Annotated in this window: 14 protein-coding genes; 5 read left to right on the forward strand and 9 right to left on the reverse strand. The window is 59.9% G+C overall.

Annotated elements, in window-relative coordinates; all coding sequences use genetic code 11:
* Positions 1-25 precede the first annotated feature (25 nt).
* Entirely contained in the window at positions 26-976 is a 951-nt protein-coding gene (locus tag E4T63_RS17870; protein WP_135296181.1) for a GlxA family transcriptional regulator, read from the reverse strand.
* Between the two features lie 220 nt (positions 977-1196).
* Between E4T63_RS17870 and E4T63_RS17875 the strand changes: the two genes are divergently transcribed.
* Positions 1197-1919, forward strand: a complete 723-nt coding sequence (locus tag E4T63_RS17875) for a pirin family protein (RefSeq protein ID WP_095136690.1) — start codon at positions 1197-1199, stop codon at positions 1917-1919.
* 53 nt (positions 1920-1972) lie between these two features.
* Here the strand turns inward: E4T63_RS17875 and E4T63_RS17880 are convergent, their stop codons facing one another.
* Positions 1973-2461, reverse strand: a complete 489-nt coding sequence (locus E4T63_RS17880; protein ID WP_245223391.1) for a hypothetical protein — start codon at positions 2459-2461, stop codon at positions 1973-1975.
* A gap of 171 nt (positions 2462-2632) precedes the next feature.
* Positions 2633-3508 (reverse strand): LysR family transcriptional regulator, encoded by an 876-nt coding sequence (locus E4T63_RS17885; RefSeq protein WP_103367635.1) that lies wholly within the window; start codon positions 3506-3508, stop codon positions 2633-2635.
* A 111-nt stretch (positions 3509-3619) separates the two neighbouring features.
* Between E4T63_RS17885 and E4T63_RS17890 the strand changes: the two genes are divergently transcribed.
* From E4T63_RS17890 to E4T63_RS17900, 3 genes are all read left to right on the forward strand, one after another.
* Positions 3620-4810, forward strand: a complete 1191-nt coding sequence (locus tag E4T63_RS17890; protein ID WP_135296182.1) for a YbfB/YjiJ family MFS transporter — start codon at positions 3620-3622, stop codon at positions 4808-4810.
* 61 nt (positions 4811-4871) lie between these two features.
* A complete protein-coding gene (locus E4T63_RS17895; protein ID WP_134786800.1) occupies positions 4872-5870 on the forward strand; it encodes an NAD(P)H-quinone oxidoreductase in 999 nt (332 codons plus the stop codon).
* Between the two features lie 109 nt (positions 5871-5979).
* Positions 5980-6924, forward strand: a complete 945-nt coding sequence (locus E4T63_RS17900) for an alpha/beta hydrolase (protein WP_135296183.1) — start codon at positions 5980-5982, stop codon at positions 6922-6924.
* Here the strand turns inward: E4T63_RS17900 and E4T63_RS17905 are convergent.
* The 6 genes from E4T63_RS17905 to E4T63_RS17930 all read right to left on the reverse strand — a co-directional run bounded on the left by E4T63_RS17905 (position 6921) and on the right by E4T63_RS17930 (position 14449).
* On the reverse strand, positions 6921-8732 hold the full coding sequence (locus tag E4T63_RS17905; RefSeq protein WP_135296184.1) for an ABC transporter ATP-binding protein: 1812 nt from the start codon (positions 8730-8732) through the stop codon (positions 6921-6923). The two genes, E4T63_RS17900 and E4T63_RS17905, sit on opposite strands and share 4 nt — an antisense overlap.
* Before the next feature lie 331 nt (positions 8733-9063).
* Positions 9064-9393 (reverse strand): hypothetical protein, encoded by a 330-nt coding sequence (locus E4T63_RS17910; RefSeq protein WP_007961262.1) that lies wholly within the window; start codon positions 9391-9393, stop codon positions 9064-9066.
* A gap of 106 nt (positions 9394-9499) precedes the next feature.
* Positions 9500-10528 carry an RNA 3'-terminal phosphate cyclase gene (gene rtcA / locus E4T63_RS17915; RefSeq protein WP_135296185.1) on the reverse strand — a complete coding sequence of 343 codons (1029 nt, stop codon included), beginning with the start codon at positions 10526-10528 and terminating at the stop codon, positions 9500-9502.
* 8 nt (positions 10529-10536) lie between these two features.
* Entirely contained in the window at positions 10537-11325 is a 789-nt protein-coding gene (locus E4T63_RS17920; protein WP_135296186.1) for a nucleotidyltransferase domain-containing protein, read from the reverse strand.
* Positions 11326-11339: 14 nt separating this feature from the next.
* Positions 11340-12566, reverse strand: coding sequence for an RtcB family protein (locus E4T63_RS17925; protein WP_135296187.1), 1227 nt, complete (start codon positions 12564-12566; stop codon positions 11340-11342).
* A 335-nt stretch (positions 12567-12901) separates the two neighbouring features.
* Positions 12902-14449: a TROVE domain-containing protein gene (locus tag E4T63_RS17930; protein ID WP_135296188.1), complete on the reverse strand. Its 1548-nt coding sequence runs from the start codon at positions 14447-14449 to the stop codon at positions 12902-12904.
* 204 nt (positions 14450-14653) lie between these two features.
* On the opposite strand from E4T63_RS17930, the gene rtcR reads away from it, so the two are divergent.
* Positions 14654-16261 carry an RNA repair transcriptional activator RtcR gene (rtcR, locus tag E4T63_RS17935; RefSeq protein WP_135296189.1) on the forward strand — a complete coding sequence of 536 codons (1608 nt, stop codon included), beginning with the start codon at positions 14654-14656 and terminating at the stop codon, positions 16259-16261.
* Positions 16262-16351 lie beyond the last annotated feature (90 nt).

Raw genomic sequence — 16351 nt, forward strand, 5'->3', positions numbered from 1 at the left:
GGTGCGCACAACGGACAGAATCGCTCTAGCTGAACTGTTCGCGGTATTGCACAGGCGTAAGGCCAAGTTTTTCCGCGAACAACAGACGCATGTGCCGAACACTGCCAAAACCACTCTTGTAGGCCACGGTTTTCAAAGGCAGGTCAGTGGTTTCCAAAAGATTTCGTGCGCAGTCGATACGCGCACTTTGCAGGAACTCCATCGGCGTCATATTGATGTCGCGGACAAACGTCCGCGCGAAGTGCCGTGCACTCATGTTGGCCAATCCTGCCATGCGCTCGACACTGAACACTTCGTCGAGATGGTCCAGGACGTAATTCTGTACTCGGGTGATCGGTGTTTCCTGAGGCGCCACCGCCGCCATCAAGGGGCTGAACTGCGCCTGTCCGCCTTGACGTTTCATCACCACCAGCAGCACTTTGGCGACGTCCTGGGCCAACTTCTTGCCGTGATCCTGCGCCACCAGCGCCAGCGCCAGATCGATGCCGGCCGTGACCCCGCCAGAGGTGATCAGATTGCGATCCTCAATGAAAATCTGGTCGGTGGCGACGCTCGCCCTTGGAAATGCCTTGATCAGGCGTTCGGTGTAGTTCCAGTGAGTGGTCACCCGATAGCCGTCGAGCAACCCGGCATGGCCGAGCACGAAGGCACCGGTGCAGATCGAACCATATCGCTCGGCACAGGGCACCGCCGCTTTCAGCCAGGCCAGCAACGCCGGGTGTTTTTCGTTGTAAGCCCCCGGCCCTCCTGGCACCAGCAGCAAATCGTAGCGCTCAAGGGCTTGTTCGATATGCCGGTCGGTGTGTACCAGCACACCGTTGGACGCACGCAACGGCCCGCGCTCGGTGCCAAGGGTCGTCAGCTGATAGTGCGACTCCGGTTTCAAATAGCGATTGGCCACCGAAAACACTTCCAGCGGCCCGGCCATGTCGAGCAGCAGAAAGTCGGGGAACAACACCATGGCCACGGTTTTCATGGGGTACACATCACTGATAATGAAAAATGGACGGACAAGACTGGCTGAGCATTATGGCCAACTGCGACACAATCGTCGGAAAAAAATACGTGATCAAGCGCACACAACTGTCAACCAGAAAGGGACAGTATTTCAATTTCCATCTACTTATTACCCCGAAGAGTAAACAGTAACCTTCTCCTCACTCGGACGAATTCACGTCCCCCCAGGAGATTTCATCATGCTGACTCTTCGCAAAGCCTCCGATCGTGGCCTCGCCAATCATGGCTGGTTGAAGTCGTTCCACACCTTTTCCTTTGCCAGCTACCGCGACCCGCGTGAACAGGGTTTTTCCGACCTGCTGGTGATCAACGATGACCGCGTTGCCGCCGGAAAAGGTTTCGGCCAGCACCCGCATCGCGACATGGAGATCTTTTCCTACGTGCTCGAAGGTGCGCTGGAACATAAAGACACGTTGGGCACCGGCTCGGTGATCCGCCCTGGCGACGTACAACTGATGAGCGCCGGCAGCGGCGTGGCGCACAGCGAGTTCAACCATTCGGCCACCAAGCCCGTGCACTTTTTGCAGATCTGGATTGTGCCGGAGATCAGCGGCGCCAAACCGCGCTATCAACAGGAGCACTTCAGTGCGCAAAAAAAACGTGGTCGCCTGCAACTGATCATCTCGCCGGACGGCAGCGATGGTTCGCTGACAGTACGCCAGGATGCGCGGGTTTACGCCGGGTTGTTCGACGGCAAGGAAAGCGCCACCCTGAAACTGTCGGCCAACCGTTACGCCTACGTGCATGTCGCTCGCGGCAGTGTTGAACTCAATGGCCAGTTGCTGCAGGAAGGTGATGGCGTGCGGGTTCGCGAGGAACAGGCATTGACCCTGAGCAATGGCGTGGATGCCGAAGTCCTGGTGTTTGACCTGCGTCCGCAAGAGCTGCCGCAAATGCCATGAGGCATGGGTTTCCAAAGCCAACAAAAACGGCCTTCGATTGAAGGCCGTTTTTTTTATTTTGGCAACACCGATGATGGCAACTCGGCAGGCTTGGCAGCACCGACATCTTTGCCCGCCTGAACCGCCGCCAAGGTTGTTTGTATCGCTGCATACAGGTTGGCCTGACTGGCGAAATAGCCACCCACGACAATGCTGACCACACCAAACAGATGCACAGCCGTTGCCATCCAGACGTTGGCATTCACGGAACCCGCCTTTTTGAGCGCCTCTCTGGACTCGATGGCAATGCCTTGAATCATCGAGTCGTAGCGTTTATCCCGTTCGACCTGAATGCGCTCATTCGCCTTGTCTCGCTCTGCCTGGGAGCAAAGGAACTCTCGGATATCTGCATGCACTCGCTCTACCCGAGCATCCATCCTTGCCTCGATGGTCTCGATCCTGGCGTTGAATTCTTCACGGCTGATAGCGTTCATGGCTTGTGTGTTACGACCTTTGCTCAATGTGTCGAAGCTTTGATATTGCTCGAATTCCCTGGCTTTCAATCCGATCCCCTTCCCTGGGTTAGCGATACCTTCTCTGGCGCACCGATTTCCTGGCGCTGCGAGTTGCATCAACCTTAGGACTGGCGCTCCAAGCCCACAAGCCGGCAGATTCTGCTGTGGATGTAGGGCGTTTCATCAGACGATGTAGCTTCTCCAAAGCGCTTTGAGCCGTCACTCATTCTCCAGTGCAAACGCCTCGACAATCTGCTCAATCACCGCCCTGACCCGTGCGGTGTGGCGCAAGTCCGCGTGGGTCACCAGCCAGACCTCATACGGTTGCGGGCGATTGCGCTCCGGCCAAAGCCTGATCAGGCCATCGCGCTCGCCCATGTATACCGGAATTTCTCCTACGCCCAGGCCAGCCGCAATCGAGCGGCGTACCAGCAGACTGGAGCTCAGACTGGCGACAATCCGCCCGCGATGCAGCGGTTCGCAAACCAGCGTCATGTCCTTGTGCGTCTGCAAATACGGTTGGTAGACCACCAGATCATGGCCTTCGAACGCGGTACCCTGAGGCGGGATGCCATGGGCGTCGATATACGCCTGTGATGCGAACAATCCCACGGGCCAGCGCGCAATCCGCCGCGCGATCAGATCGGGATTGTCAGGCCGGGTATTGCGCACAGCGATGTCGGCCTCGCGCTTGGCCAGGCTGAGGATCTGCGTGGAGGCGTCCAGTTGCACACGCACGTCCGGGTGCTGCGCGTGCAGGCGGCTAATGGCCGGGATCAGGAAGTCGATGGCCAGCGAGTCGGTGGTGCTGACGCGAACGGTGCCGGTCAGACGATCATCCAGGCCCTGAATCTGCCGCTCAAGTTCCAGCGCCGAATGCTCCATTTTTTCCACGCTTTTGAGCGCGGCCTCGCCGACCGCGGTCAATGCGTAGCCGTCGGAGGTGCGCAGGAACAAGGTCGCGCTCAGGGACTTTTCCAACGCCGTGATCCGTCGCCCGACGGTCGCCTGATCCACCCCCAGAACCCGCGCTGCGCCGCGTAAGGTCGACTCTCTGCATACTGCGAGAAATACCCGCGCATCATCCCAGTTCATGCTGCCCCCAACCGATGCGAATTTGCATCACTATAAAGCCAAATCGCTGCATTACCGCAGCAAAGATAGCCGATATCCTGAGCGCCATAGACCTTCCTCAGGAATGCTGTCATGCGTACATCCACCTCAGCGTTACCGATTTTCTCGGGACTCTGCGCCAGCCTGGTCGGCATTGGTCTGGCGCGTTTTGCCTACACACCGCTTATTCCCTCGCTGATTCAGGCGCAGTGGTTTTCTGCCAACGATGTGGTCTACCTCGGTGCAGCCAATCTGGTCGGCTATCTGATCGGCGCCCTGCTCGGCCGGCCGATAGCGCGGCAACTAAGCAATAAAAACGCCCTGCGACTGATGATGCTGCTGGTCACCGCAGCGTTTTTTGCCTGTGCATTTCCATTGTCGGTGAGCTGGTTCTTTGGCTGGCGGTTGTTGTCGGGGATTACCGGCGGCGCAATTATGGTGCTGGTGGCGGCGACTGTTCTGCCCCACGTGCCGGCATCCCGCAAAGGGCTGGCCAGCGGTGCGATTTTTCTCGGTATCGGCCTGGGCATCGCCGCCTCCGGAACCCTTGTCCCGCCCTTGTTGAATATGGGCCTGCCCGCCACCTGGTTGGGACTGGGCGGATTGTCGTTGTTGCTGACCGCGATCAGCTGGTTTGGCTGGCCTGCTGATCTACCGCACCCGATCGCCATTCACGCAGGCGCGACGGTTGAGCCAACGCCCTCCGCCGTCTATTTGCTGTTCGGCCAATACGCATTCATGGCCGCAGGTCTGGTGCCGGCCATGGTGTTTCTGGTGGATTACGTGGCTCGCGGGCTCGGTGCCGGGGCGCAGATTGGTGCACTGGTTTGGGTGATGTATGGCCTGGGCGCAATTGTCGGCCCGGTAAGTTACGGCTTTCTCGCGGACAGGCTTGGCGCGCGGATGGGCATCCGGCTGGTATTGGTGGTGCAGGCGATTGCGCTGGGACTGCTGGCGGTTTCCCACTCTTTCATCGCGTTAGCCGTGCTGGCAGTGATCATCGGTTCATTCCCGCCCGGCATCGTCCCGCTGGCCTTGGCCCGCGTGCATGAGCTGGTGCCGGATCACCATCGCCAGCAAATCGCCTGGAGCCGCGCCACCGTATCGTTTGCCACATTTCAGGCGCTGGCCGGATTTGCCTATTCGGCACTGTTCAATGCCACGGGCGGTCAGCACGCAATGCTCTTCGTGATCGCCGCAGGGGCGATTGCCGTGGCGATCCTGTTAGAGCACGCCCTGAAATGGCTACCCTCAGTGACTGAACCACGCGTCTGTGAAAATTGAAGGGAATCATTGCCCGCGGGCTGCGCTCCCATCTTCAGAACCTCAAGCAACAGGAATCGACATGACTTTGCCCAACGAAATGACCCGGATCGAAATCACTCAACCCGGTGGCCCGGAAGTCTTGCAAGCCAAACGTGTGTCCCTGCCCGTCGCGGCAGCCGGTGAAGTACTGATCCGCGTGCATGCCGCCGGGATCAACCGCCCCGACGCCCTGCAACGCGCCGGCAAATACCCGATGAAGCCGGGCATGAACCCGATCCCCGGTCTGGAAGTGGCCGGCGAAGTGGTGGCGCTGGGTGCCGGTGTCAGTCAGTTTGCCGTCGGGGACAAGGTCTGCGCGCTGACCAACGGTGGCGGTTACGCCGAATACTGCAACGTCCCGGCCGGGCAAACCCTGCCGATCCCCGATGGACTGGATTGGGTGCAGGCCGCCGCTATCCCGGAAACCTTCTTTACCGTGTGGGCCAATCTGTTCGGCCTCGGCGACGCCCAGCGGGGTCAGCGTGTGCTGATTCACGGCGGCACCAGCGGCATCGGTACCACCGCGCTGATGCTCTGCCGCGAGTTCGGCATCGAAGCCTTCGCCACCGCCGGCAGTGCCGATAAATGCGCGGCAATCAGCAAACTGGGTGGGCAGCCGATCAATTATCGCGAGCAGGATTTCGCCACAGTCATCGCCGAAAAAACTGCAGGCCAGGGGGTGAACGCGATTCTCGACATCATGGGCGCCTCGTACCTCAACGGAAATGTCAGCGCGCTGGCGATGGATGGCCGGCTGGTGATGCTGGGCTTTCTTGGTGGCGGCAAGGCCAACGACATCGACCTGTTGGCGATCATGGCCAAGCGTGCGGTGATCACTGGCTCCTTGCTGCGAGCGCGCACCGCAGAGGAAAAAGCCGAAATTGCCGAGCAACTGCGCGAACACGTGTGGCCGGCGCTTAACGCCGGACGCTGCCTGCCGATCATCGATAAGGTTTATTCGCTGAACGATGCCGCCCAGGCGCATGCGCGCATGGAAGGTGGCGACCACATCGGCAAAATCGTCCTGCGCGTGGGCTGAGCTGCAGCATTTTGTAATCGTTGCGAGTAGACGGTGGTCGAAAAAGTCACGCGCAGACCGAGCCTTCTGGTAAAAAGCCTTCTTTGTCTGCGCTGTGGTGAACCGTTTAATGTTCCTGTCCTTCATGACCCGTTTGCGTCGCCGCCGTCTGGCGTTCGCCTGCATGGCTGCACTGATCATTGGCGTGCCGACGAGTTGTGCGGTGCTCGAACACACCGAGCGCAAACTGCTGTTTCGCATCGAACCGGGCACGGCCGGCTGGTATCACGGCTTGCCGGGCAGCGTGCAGGAACTCGACTTGCAGCCCAAGAGCTTCAAGGCCGGGCAGAATATTCATGCCTGGTGGTGGCCGGCGGAAAAAGCCAATGCACCGGCAATTCTCTATCTGCATGGTGTGCGCTGGAACCTTACCGGGCAGTTGTTTCGTATCGAACAACTGCGCGCGGCCGGCTACTCGGTACTGGCGATCGACTACCGTGGTTTCGGCCAGAGCAAGGGCGATCTGCCTTCGGAAAGCAGCGTGTACGAAGATGCCCGTGTGGCGTGGGAGCGCTTCAAACTGCTGCAGCCCGACCCGAGCAAGCGCCTGATCTACGGTCACTCCCTGGGCGGTGCCGTGGCGATTGATCTGGCGGCCGAACTCGGCCAGGACGCGGCTCGGGACCATACCCCGCTGCCGGTCAAAGGCCTGGTGATCGAGTCGACTTTCACCTCTCTCGCCGATGTGGCGGCGGCGGTGGCCAACACCTCGCTGCCGGTACGCTGGCTGCTGTCGCAGAAATTCGACTCCATCGACAAGATCGCCGAAATTCACATGCCGCTGCTGGTGGTGCACGGCATGGCCGACGCGTTCGTGCCGCCGCGCTTCAGCGAGCAGCTGTTCAACGCCGCCCGACAACCGAAACGATTGCTTCTGGTGCCGGGTGCCACCCACAACAACAGCATGGCGCTGGGCGGGCAGAATTATCGCAAGGCGATCGATGCGCTGATGCAGTCCAAACCCGCGCCGCGCGTGGCCGGCCCAGCATTGGTGCGCAGCGCGCAGGATTCCTAGCGATAGCCGCGAGCCTGCAGATCGAACAGCTTGGCGTAGTGCCCGTTTGCAGCGATCAGGCTGTTGTGATCGCCCTTCTCCAGTATCCGTCCACCCTCCAGCACCATGATCTGATCGGCATTGCGCACACTGGAAAAGCGATGGGAAATCAACAAGGTCATGCGCCCTTCGGTGTGTTGGCTGAAATGCTCGAACACTGCCGCTTCCGCTGCCGGATCCAGCGCCGAGGTCGGTTCGTCGAGAATCAGGATGTCGGCATCGCGGCGCATGTACGCCCGGGATAAGGCAATCTTCTGCCATTGCCCGCCCGATAACTCCTGACCGCCAGCAAACCAGCGGCCCAACTGCGTGGCATAGCCACGGTCGAGGCCTTCAATGAACGGCGCGGCCATGCCTTCGGCCGCTGCGGCCTGCCAGCGCGATTCATCGTTGAACGCCGAGGTATCCCCCACGCCAATGTTTTCGCCCACGGTGAACTGGTAGCGAATGTAGTCCTGAAAAATCACGCCGATACGCCGCCGCAAGGTGTTCTCTTCCCAATCCTGCAAATCGCTGCCATCAAGCAGAATCCGACCCTGATCGGGCCGATAAAGGCGCGTCAGCAATTTGATCAGCGTGGTTTTGCCTGAGCCGTTCTCCCCCACCAGCGCCACACTCTTGCCCGGCACCAGGTGCAGATCGATGCCTTCCAGTGCGGCACGGCTGGCCCCCGGATAGCGGAAACCGACGTTCTCAAAACGCAGGCCATCACCCGGATACGCGCCAACGGTGAGATAACCGCAATCAGCCAACACCGGTTCGGCCAGATACTCATACAGGCTCGACAGGTACAGACCGTCCTCATACAAACCGCTGATCGCACTCAGGCTGCTGCTGACCGCACTCTGCCCCTGCTTGAACAACACCAGGTACATGGTCATCTGACCGAGACTGATATTGCCGTGCACCGCATCGATCACCACCCAGGCATAAGCCAGATAGAACGCCCCTGTACCGAGCAAGCCGAGACCGAAACCCCAGCCATCACGACGCAATGTCAGGCGCCGATCCTCGGCGTAGAGCTTGGCAAAAGTGTCCCGATAACGCTGCAACAACAACGGCGCGAAGCCGAACAGCTTGACCTCTTTGATGTAGGCCTCATGGGACAGCAAGGTTTCGATGTAATTTTGCTGCCGACTCTCCGGGGCACGGCGGGTGAACAAGCGGAAAGCGTCGCCGGAAAAATGCGCCTCGGCAAAGAACACTGGCAACGCGCCGATCACCAGTAATACCAGCGCCCACGGCGAAAAATGCACCAGCAGCACACCGAAGCTGATCAGCATGATCAGGTTCTGGATCAACCCCAGCGACTTCATCACCAACGCCAGCGGCCGGGTCGAGGCTTCGCGGCGCACGCGCACCAGCTTGTCGTAGAACTCGGAGTTCTCGAACTGCACCAGCGACAGGGTCTGCGCCTTTTCCAGAATCAGCGTGTTGACCTTCTGCCCCAACTGCACCCGCAACAACGACTGCTGCACCGAGAGCGCCCGTTGTGTACCGGACAACAACGCCAGCACGCCCGCCTCCATCAGCACATAACGCAACACCGGCCACAGCGGTGCATCGCCCTGCTGCGCGTGCAACTGCATCGCCGTCACCACCGCATCGACAATGCGCTGACCCAGCCATGCGGCCAGCGCCGGCAGAACGCCGGCAATCAGGGTCGCCAGCACCAGGCCCAGAAACAAACCGCGGGATGTCGCCCAAACCAGTAGCAAGGCGCGCCGGGCCTGATCGAACAAAGCGTGGAAGCGGGAAATCAAAGGCATGGAACACAGAGCTCGACGGCGGATGGAGCGTGCCATGGTACTCCGCAGGTTTGATCCGTGCTGAAACTGCGCTTTTTCATGAGAAAAACATCTGGAAAAACACTGGCCTTTGCAGCGTCCAAAGCTCTTCTATGTTTTAGCCGCCCTTCGCGGAACCTGGCGAAAATCGCCTCTCTCCGCGCCTACTGTCAGGAACCCCGCCATGCGGATCAATCCCTGCCTGATCTTCAACGGCAACTGCCGTGAGGCTTTCAATTGCGAGACTGACAAGTGACGCTGACTTTTCGTCAGGCATGAAAAAGCCCAACCTCTTCAGGTTGGGCTTTTTGGTTTATCGCTGGGCCAGCTCATGCCGCACGCACTGTTCGTAATAGGTCTGCTTGACCGCCGCCGGCTTGAGCTTCGACGTGCTGTTGTAGGTCTGCTCGGTAATCCCCATCGCCGTCATGCGCATCCACGGTTGCTGGAACTTGCGCACCTGCAACTGCTTGCGCGCGCCATACAACGAGATCCCCGAGAGCTTCGACTGTTGTGCGCCGGCGGCGATGTCCGAGCCCCACGTACAGGCAAACCGGTGACTCTTGCTCAACTCCCTCGCTTCAATGGCCGAAGCGAAGGCAGCCAGGGAAAGCGTTGCAACGGTTATGACAATCGTCCGCATATAGCCAACCTAACCTTTTGAAAAAAGGCGAGTTTGCCGGGGAAGCCCAAGCCTGGGGGCCAGCAAATTGCCGCATTTGCGAGATTGATCCGGGCCTGCGACGCGATCAGCGACAGCTGCGGACCTCAACCCGCAGACGCTCGGCGCCCTCTTCCGAGCATTCGATAGTGACCGGCAAGAAGCGCTCGATCACCGCGATGTTGCTGTGCAGATGCTCGGTCATCCTTGGGGTGGTAAATGATCCACCGCCGGCCAGCGCCATCGGCAGCAGCAACTGATCGGCGAGGTGTTCCGCCATCGCAGCGTCACTGCGTAACCAGTCTGTCGCCTGATTGATTGCGGTATCAGCGACCTTCTCCGCCCGTAACAACACCTGGCCAAAGGCACTGAAGACTTCGGTGACCTGCTCGAACACGTACTCCAGTAACAGCACGTTACCGGGGCCACGCGCCGGGTCGAGCGTGATCGGATGCAAAGTTTCCGCTGCCCAGCGCAAGCGTTTCGCCACCTGATTCAGTTCACGCTCGGCGACGCTCGGTGCGAGACCGGCCGTCAGCGCCAAGGCTTGCTGCGACAGCAGCGCCCCACGCTCACACAGGTCCAGCGGCGTCAGTTGCGACGGCTGCACCGTGACGTCGATCTCACCGCCACCGGCCGGGACAAAGCCGTGACGCAGCAGATCCAGCTCAATGCCGGCACCCATGCGCCGCATCAACGGCAACCAGCTGCGCGTAAGGAAATCGACAGGCGGCGCCAACGGATTATGCGTACCGCCGCTGATCCGTACGCGACTTGTGCCCGGCGCCTGCAACAGCGCCGGCAGCAATGTCTGCAACACCAACGTGCAACTACCGGCCGTGCCGATCGCAAACCGGTAATCACCCGAACGAATCGCTCCCGGCTCGAAGCGCAACTCCTGCGAGCCCAGTTCCGCTCCCGCGATCCGTGCGCCGCAGACTTCGGCGGCCGCCATCACTGCCGTCAAATGCTGGCGTAACAATCCCGGCCGACTGCGGCGGGCACGAATCTGTTTAATGCGAAACGCCTGGCCCGTCACCATCGACAGGCTCAGCGCGCTGCGCAACACCTGACCGCCGCCAATCGCGCCGTCCAGTTCAATCACTTGCTGTTCCATTTCAATCCTTACGCGTACAACCCGACGGTCTCCCTGAGGTAATCATCCAGTCGTCGCGAGTCTTCCTGAGTTCTGAGTAATGTGGGCACATCGCGCTCGAGTTCGGCAGTGATGAACCTGTGCAGCGCCGGACGACGCGGGCCGTAGGCGCGCTCGTCGGCATTGCGTTTAAGTGCCAGCAGTTCGTCGACTTCAGCCAGCAGTGCGCGGTCGTCGACCGTGGTCAGCAGGTCGGCGAAGGTCATCGGTGGACGCCCACGCCCCTGATCGATCCAGCGCACCGCCAGCAACGGCCGCAGCACGTAGAAGTACTTCTTGAACCGTACGCTGTCGCCTTGCAGGTACTGGCGAAAGTTGTTTTTCGCCATCGACAGATAGTGGTTGCGGGCTGCCGGCGGGCTGTAGAACGCTTCGGCCAGCTCCCGCAGTTGCGTAACCTGCGCGCTTTCGCTGCGGTACACCAATGGCGAGTCGAGCCACTCCAGCAACGTCGGGTTGGACTTGCGCAACAACCCGAGGGTCTTGCGCAGTTCCCAGCCGCTGACGTCCAGCTCGTCGTCCAATGGCCGCTCGATCACAGCGCGCGGCGTGTCGACCTGAACGAACCACTGCGGTTTTTCCACGTACACGAACCGGACGTCGTAGTCGCTGTCGGTCGAGGCAAAGCCCCAGGCCCGACTGCCGGACTCACAGGCGTACAACACCGTGACATTGCGCTCGCGCTCTATACGCGCCAACTCTTCCAGTACCCGCGCACGCATCGTGGCACACAGCGGGTGGCGTTCTGCAAATTCCATGACTGCTGATCCTTTTATCCTTTGACGCACACCACTTGCCGCAGGGTGTGCAGCACTTCCACCAACTCGCGCTGGGCGTGCATGACTTTGTCGATGTCCTTGTAGGCCATCGGAATTTCGTCGATCACCGCTTCGTCCTTGCGGCACTCGACATGCGCCGTGGCGCGGATCTGGTCTTCGACGGTGAACGTATTCTTTGCCTTCGTTCGGCTCATGGTGCGGCCGGCGCCGTGGCTGCAGGAGCTGAACGACTCTTCGTTGCCCAGGCCGCGCACAATGAAACTCTTGGCGCCCATCGAACCCGGAATGATCCCGAGTTCACCTTTCTTCGCCGACACCGCGCCTTTGCGGGTGACCAGGATTTCTTCGCCGAAATGCCGCTCTTTCTGCACGTAGTTGTGGTGGCAGTTGACCGCTTCCAGCGCCACCTCGAACGGTTTGCGAATGATCTGGCGCGTGGCCTGAATCACCGCGCGCATCATCAATTCGCGGTTCTGTCTGGCGAAGTCCTGCGCCCAGCTCACCGCTTCCACGTAATCATCGAAGTGCTGGCTGCCTTCTTCGAAGTACGCCAGGTCACGATCCGGCAAGTTGGCGATGTGTTGCCGCATATCCGCCTGAGCCATCTGAATGAACAGGTTGCCAATGGCGTTGCCGACACCGCGAGAACCACTGTGCAACATGAACCAGACCCGGTTGGCTTCATCCAGGCACACTTCGATGAAGTGGTTGCCGCTGCCTAGCGTGCCCAGATGCCCACGGTTGTTGGTGTTGGTCAGTTTCGGGTACTTGTCGGTGATCAGTTTGAAACGTGGCTGAAGCCCCGCCCAGGCCAGATCGGCTTGCTGCGGAATCTCGTCCCACGCGCCCTTGTCGCGCCGAGAACGGTTCGAACTGCGGCCATGGGGCACCGCTTGCTCGATGGCGCTGCGCAGACCTTGCAGGTTGTCCGGCAAGTCGGCTGCGGTCAACGACGTGCGTGCGGCGATCATGCCGCAACCGATGTCCACGCCGACGGCCGCAGGGATGATCGCGCCCACCGTCGGAATCACGCTGCCAATAGTCGAGCCCTTGCCCAGATGCACATCCGGCATCACCGCCAGATGCTTGAAGATGAATGGCATCTTTGCCGTGTTCATCAGCTGCTCGCGGGCCTCGTTTTCCACCGGGACGCCTTCGGTCCAGAGTTTGATCGGCTTGCCGTTGGCGACTTCGAGCAGTTGGTAAGTGTGTGCTTTCATTTCTCTATTCTTTATTCGTTGGCCGATGATTCGGCGTTGTTCCGTCATGTGCAGCGACAAAAAAACAGACACTGTGGCTCTGCCAGTCGAGCCCCCGTTGCCGGGGCGGGATTCGAACCCGCGTTCCGATGGAGTACCTGTTGCATTCGCTGCTTTCTTTTCCAATAAGGTGGCACGACAAAAGTTGATGACTGTTGCGCGTCGCCGCGCACCGGGGTTAACCGGCCTCAGATGTACAGCCATCAGGCATTCGTGCCGTCACACACGCTGACAAGGGTTTGATGAGACGTCTTGGATGTAGTCCCACCGGCATTCAGCGCCTGTGACAAATCAATTCATTGCATCTTCTCGATCGCTTCGACCCAGTGCTGGGCACCGTAACGACCGCTGGTGAACTGCTCGACCACATCGAACACCGCATCGCTGAAACCGCCGACATTCAGGATGTCATCGCGGTCGGCTGCCTGCGTTGCATAACCCGGCTGGATATCGATGCACACCAGCCGTGCCTGCGGGTTGATCCGCTTGATGCGCTCCCACTGGAGCATGGTCTCACTGGCACCACGGCGCCGCGTGTCGATCCAGGACTCGTTGTCCGATACCAGAATCAGCGTATCGACCCTGGCCTTGCTGTCCGCCAGTTTCTTCAATGGCGCCGAGCAGTTGGTGCCGCCGCCAAAGGCCGCGGCCAGTTTCTCCGCATTGCTGATCACGCTGTCCCGTGGATTGAGCTTGATATCCACCACCTTCACTTCGAACGGCATCACCCGCGCCGCCGGCTGTTTGCGCAACACCGCCGCCGCGACCAGTGCCGCCACATCAATGCAACGCACTGCGGTGGTTGCACCCTGACGATAACCGGTCGCTGGGCTGCCCATTGAACCCGATACGTCCGGGCATACCACCACCGCGCCTTCCAGCTTCGGCACGTTGGCCAGCGATAACTCAAGTGCGTCCTGCAATGCCTCGCGGATCTGCAGCGGAACGTTATCGCCAACCATCCGGTAGGCCGCCAGCAACTGGTACGGATAAACCCGCGCCTTGGCCACTTCTTGCGGATCTGCAAGTCGCGCGGCCACGTACTCGACGCAACCCGGAACCTCGAACGCGCCATGCCGCGCCAGGGTGTTGAGGTTGATGCGCAACCCCTGCCAGCCCATGTTGCAGGCCTGCGCCGCCCATTGCTCTTTGCTCAGAATTTCGTTGCCGAGCAGTTGAAACGGTACTGCGGGGACTTCGCGACTCGCACCGCTGCGAAATGCCAGCAAATCACGGGTCAACTCGGGCAATGCCTGCACATCCACCGGTTTGCCGATCAGCCAGGCGAAGAACGCTTCGCGCCAGGCCTCAGCCGGCTTTGGGTGAACCATCTTCACCACGTCCGCCAGCGATGGCTGGTTGCCAATCGACGCTTGCAGCAGTTGACGTTCGGTCGCGCGGTTCAGCCAGTTCTGCACCAGACGCTTGGGTTGCGAACCGAGGGATTTGCGCCCGGTGGCGCCACTGCGCAGGATCTGCACGTAGTTGCGCAACATCTTGCCGCTGTCGATCACTTGTTCAAACACCTCAGGCACCAGCGTCGAACGGTTCGCCGTTAACGCCGCGAGCAGCAATGCCGGCATGTCTTTCATGTGGCCCTTTTGGCGAGCGTAGACAGCAGCCTTCGCCACGAAACGGCTGTCGAGTTCAGCCACCAGCTTCAACACTTGATCCAGCTGGCTTTCAGCGCTGGCGTAAAACGTCTGGTTCAGGCAACCGGTGACCGCCAGTTGAGCCAGTTGATGCTTCGGCGTGTAGGCATATGCCGAGGCGCCGGAGGCATTCAAAGTGTCGCAGGCTGGCAGCTGTTTCGATTGCGTGTTGAAGAGTTTGAAGTTGGCCATCGTGGCGTCTCGCTGTGTTGTCCTGTTCGTTGCGATAGGTATTGCAGCGGCTGTGCCAGTTTTTGAGAGGCGCAAAATTTATTTTTTATCTTATTGATTTATATAGTTTTTTTATTTTTTATCGATTTCTTTGAGCTGAACCAAAGACAAACCCAGTGTGAGAAACCTATCATCTGATATCGTCATTTATCTTTTGAGATAGCCATGCCCAACAAACGCACCGTCGCCATCGGTTTTATCGGCGCCACCCTGGACCGCGTTGGCAAAGGCGCCAATCGCTGGAGCCACTGGCGACCGAGCGTTGGCCTGTGCCAGCAACCGGACGTGCTGATCCATCGTCTGGAACTGATTCACGGTATCGACGCGCGCGACATCAGCCTCGCTGAACGGGTTCGCGCCGATATCCAGCAGGTCTCGCCGGAAACCGAGGTACACCTGCACCCCATGGCACTGCGCAATCCGTGGGATTTCGAAGAGGTCTACGGCGCACTACATGACTTCACGACGGCCTACAGCTTCGATACCGAGCACGAGGACTATCTGGTTCACATCACCACCGGCACCCACGTCGCGCAGATTTGCTGGTTCCTGCTGACCGAAGCACGCTATCTGCCGGCGCGCCTGATCCAGACCTCCCCCGCCCGACGCAAAAGCGAAGATGAACAAGCCACCGGCACTCACGCGCTGATCGACCTCGACCTGTCGCGTTATGACCGCATTGCCTCGCGTTTCGCCAACAAACGCCTCGAAGGCCTGGAGTTCTTGAAGTCCGGCATCGCCACCCGTAACGCGGCGTTCAACCGCTCCATCGAACAGATTGAACGCGTGGCCGTGCGCTCCAAGGCGCCCATGCTGCTGATCGGCCCGACCGGCGCCGGCAAATCGTTTCTTGCCCGACGCATCTACGAACTCAAACGCAATCGCCATCAAGTGCAGGGCCGGTTTGTTGAGGTGAACTGCGCCACCCTGCGGGGCGACGGTGCGATGTCGGCTTTGTTTGGTCACGTCAAAGGCGCTTTCACCGGCGCGCAAAACGCCCGCGACGGCCTGCTGCGCGCTGCGGACGGCGGCATGTTGTTTCTCGATGAAATCGGTGAGCTGGGCGCGGACGAACAGGCGATGCTGCTCAAGGCTATCGAAGAAAAGCGCTTCTTTCCGCTTGGCTCCGACAAGGAGGTCGACAGCGACTTCCTGATCATCGCCGGCACTCACCGCGATCTGCGCAGCCGCTTCGCCGAAGGCCTGTTCCGCGAGGATCTGTACGCACGCATCAACCTCTGGACATTTGATTTGCCCGGCCTGGCCGGCCGCCGCGAAGACATCGAGCCCAACATCGATTTCGAGCTCGAACGTCACGCTCGCGATCACGGCCAACTGGTGCGCTTCAACCTCGAAGCGCGCCGACGCTACCTCTCCTTCGCCAGCTCTCGGGAAGCAGCATGGCTGGGCAACTTTCGCGAACTGTCAGCGTCGATTACCCGGATGGCCACGCTGGCGGACAGCGGGCGGATTGATGAGGCGCAAGTGCAGGAAGAAATTGATCGGCTGCGTTATGCGTGGGGGCTGGCGCAAGCGGACGGCGTGTCGGATGACCTCCCGGGAGACGCCGATAGCCTCGACCTGTTTGATCGATTGCAATTGAAAGCGGTAATTGAAGTATGTCGGCAAGCGGACAGTCTGTCGGATGCCGGACGCAGACTGTTCGGCGTATCGCGCCAGGCCAAGGCGCAGCCGAATGATGCAGATCGCTTGAGAAAATACCTGAGCCGCTTCGGGATTGAATGGGCCGACTTGCAAGGCCGCAAAATATAGCGCGGTGTTTTCGCGGCGCTTTGTCGCGGTCATGTTTGTGGTCGGCTTGGTAGAAATCCTTCTACTTTCACATTGGGCCGGGTATCTGTG

This window comes from Pseudomonas fluorescens (assembly GCF_004683905.1).
GTDB lineage: Bacteria > Pseudomonadota > Gammaproteobacteria > Pseudomonadales > Pseudomonadaceae > Aquipseudomonas > Aquipseudomonas putida_A.

What these genes read in the sequence shown, in the direction of transcription:
- E4T63_RS17870 (WP_135296181.1), bottom strand. Translation starts at nt 976, where the DNA reads ATGAAAACCGTGGCCATGGTGTTGTTCCCCGACTTTCTGCTGCTCGAC.
- E4T63_RS17875 (WP_095136690.1), top strand. Translation starts at nt 1,197, where the DNA reads ATGCTGACTCTTCGCAAAGCCTCCGATCGTGGCCTCGCCAATCATGGC.
- E4T63_RS17885 (WP_103367635.1), bottom strand. Translation starts at nt 3,508, where the DNA reads ATGAACTGGGATGATGCGCGGGTATTTCTCGCAGTATGCAGAGAGTCG.
- E4T63_RS17890 (WP_135296182.1), top strand. Translation starts at nt 3,620, where the DNA reads ATGCGTACATCCACCTCAGCGTTACCGATTTTCTCGGGACTCTGCGCC.
- E4T63_RS17895 (WP_134786800.1), top strand. Translation starts at nt 4,872, where the DNA reads ATGACTTTGCCCAACGAAATGACCCGGATCGAAATCACTCAACCCGGT.
- E4T63_RS17900 (WP_135296183.1), top strand. Translation starts at nt 5,980, where the DNA reads ATGTTCCTGTCCTTCATGACCCGTTTGCGTCGCCGCCGTCTGGCGTTC.
- E4T63_RS17905 (WP_135296184.1), bottom strand. Translation starts at nt 8,732, where the DNA reads ATGCCTTTGATTTCCCGCTTCCACGCTTTGTTCGATCAGGCCCGGCGC.
- E4T63_RS17910 (WP_007961262.1), bottom strand. Translation starts at nt 9,393, where the DNA reads ATGCGGACGATTGTCATAACCGTTGCAACGCTTTCCCTGGCTGCCTTC.
- rtcA (WP_135296185.1), bottom strand. Translation starts at nt 10,528, where the DNA reads ATGGAACAGCAAGTGATTGAACTGGACGGCGCGATTGGCGGCGGTCAG.
- E4T63_RS17920 (WP_135296186.1), bottom strand. Translation starts at nt 11,325, where the DNA reads ATGGAATTTGCAGAACGCCACCCGCTGTGTGCCACGATGCGTGCGCGG.
- E4T63_RS17925 (WP_135296187.1), bottom strand. Translation starts at nt 12,566, where the DNA reads ATGAAAGCACACACTTACCAACTGCTCGAAGTCGCCAACGGCAAGCCG.
- E4T63_RS17930 (WP_135296188.1), bottom strand. Translation starts at nt 14,449, where the DNA reads ATGGCCAACTTCAAACTCTTCAACACGCAATCGAAACAGCTGCCAGCC.
- rtcR (WP_135296189.1), top strand. Translation starts at nt 14,654, where the DNA reads ATGCCCAACAAACGCACCGTCGCCATCGGTTTTATCGGCGCCACCCTG.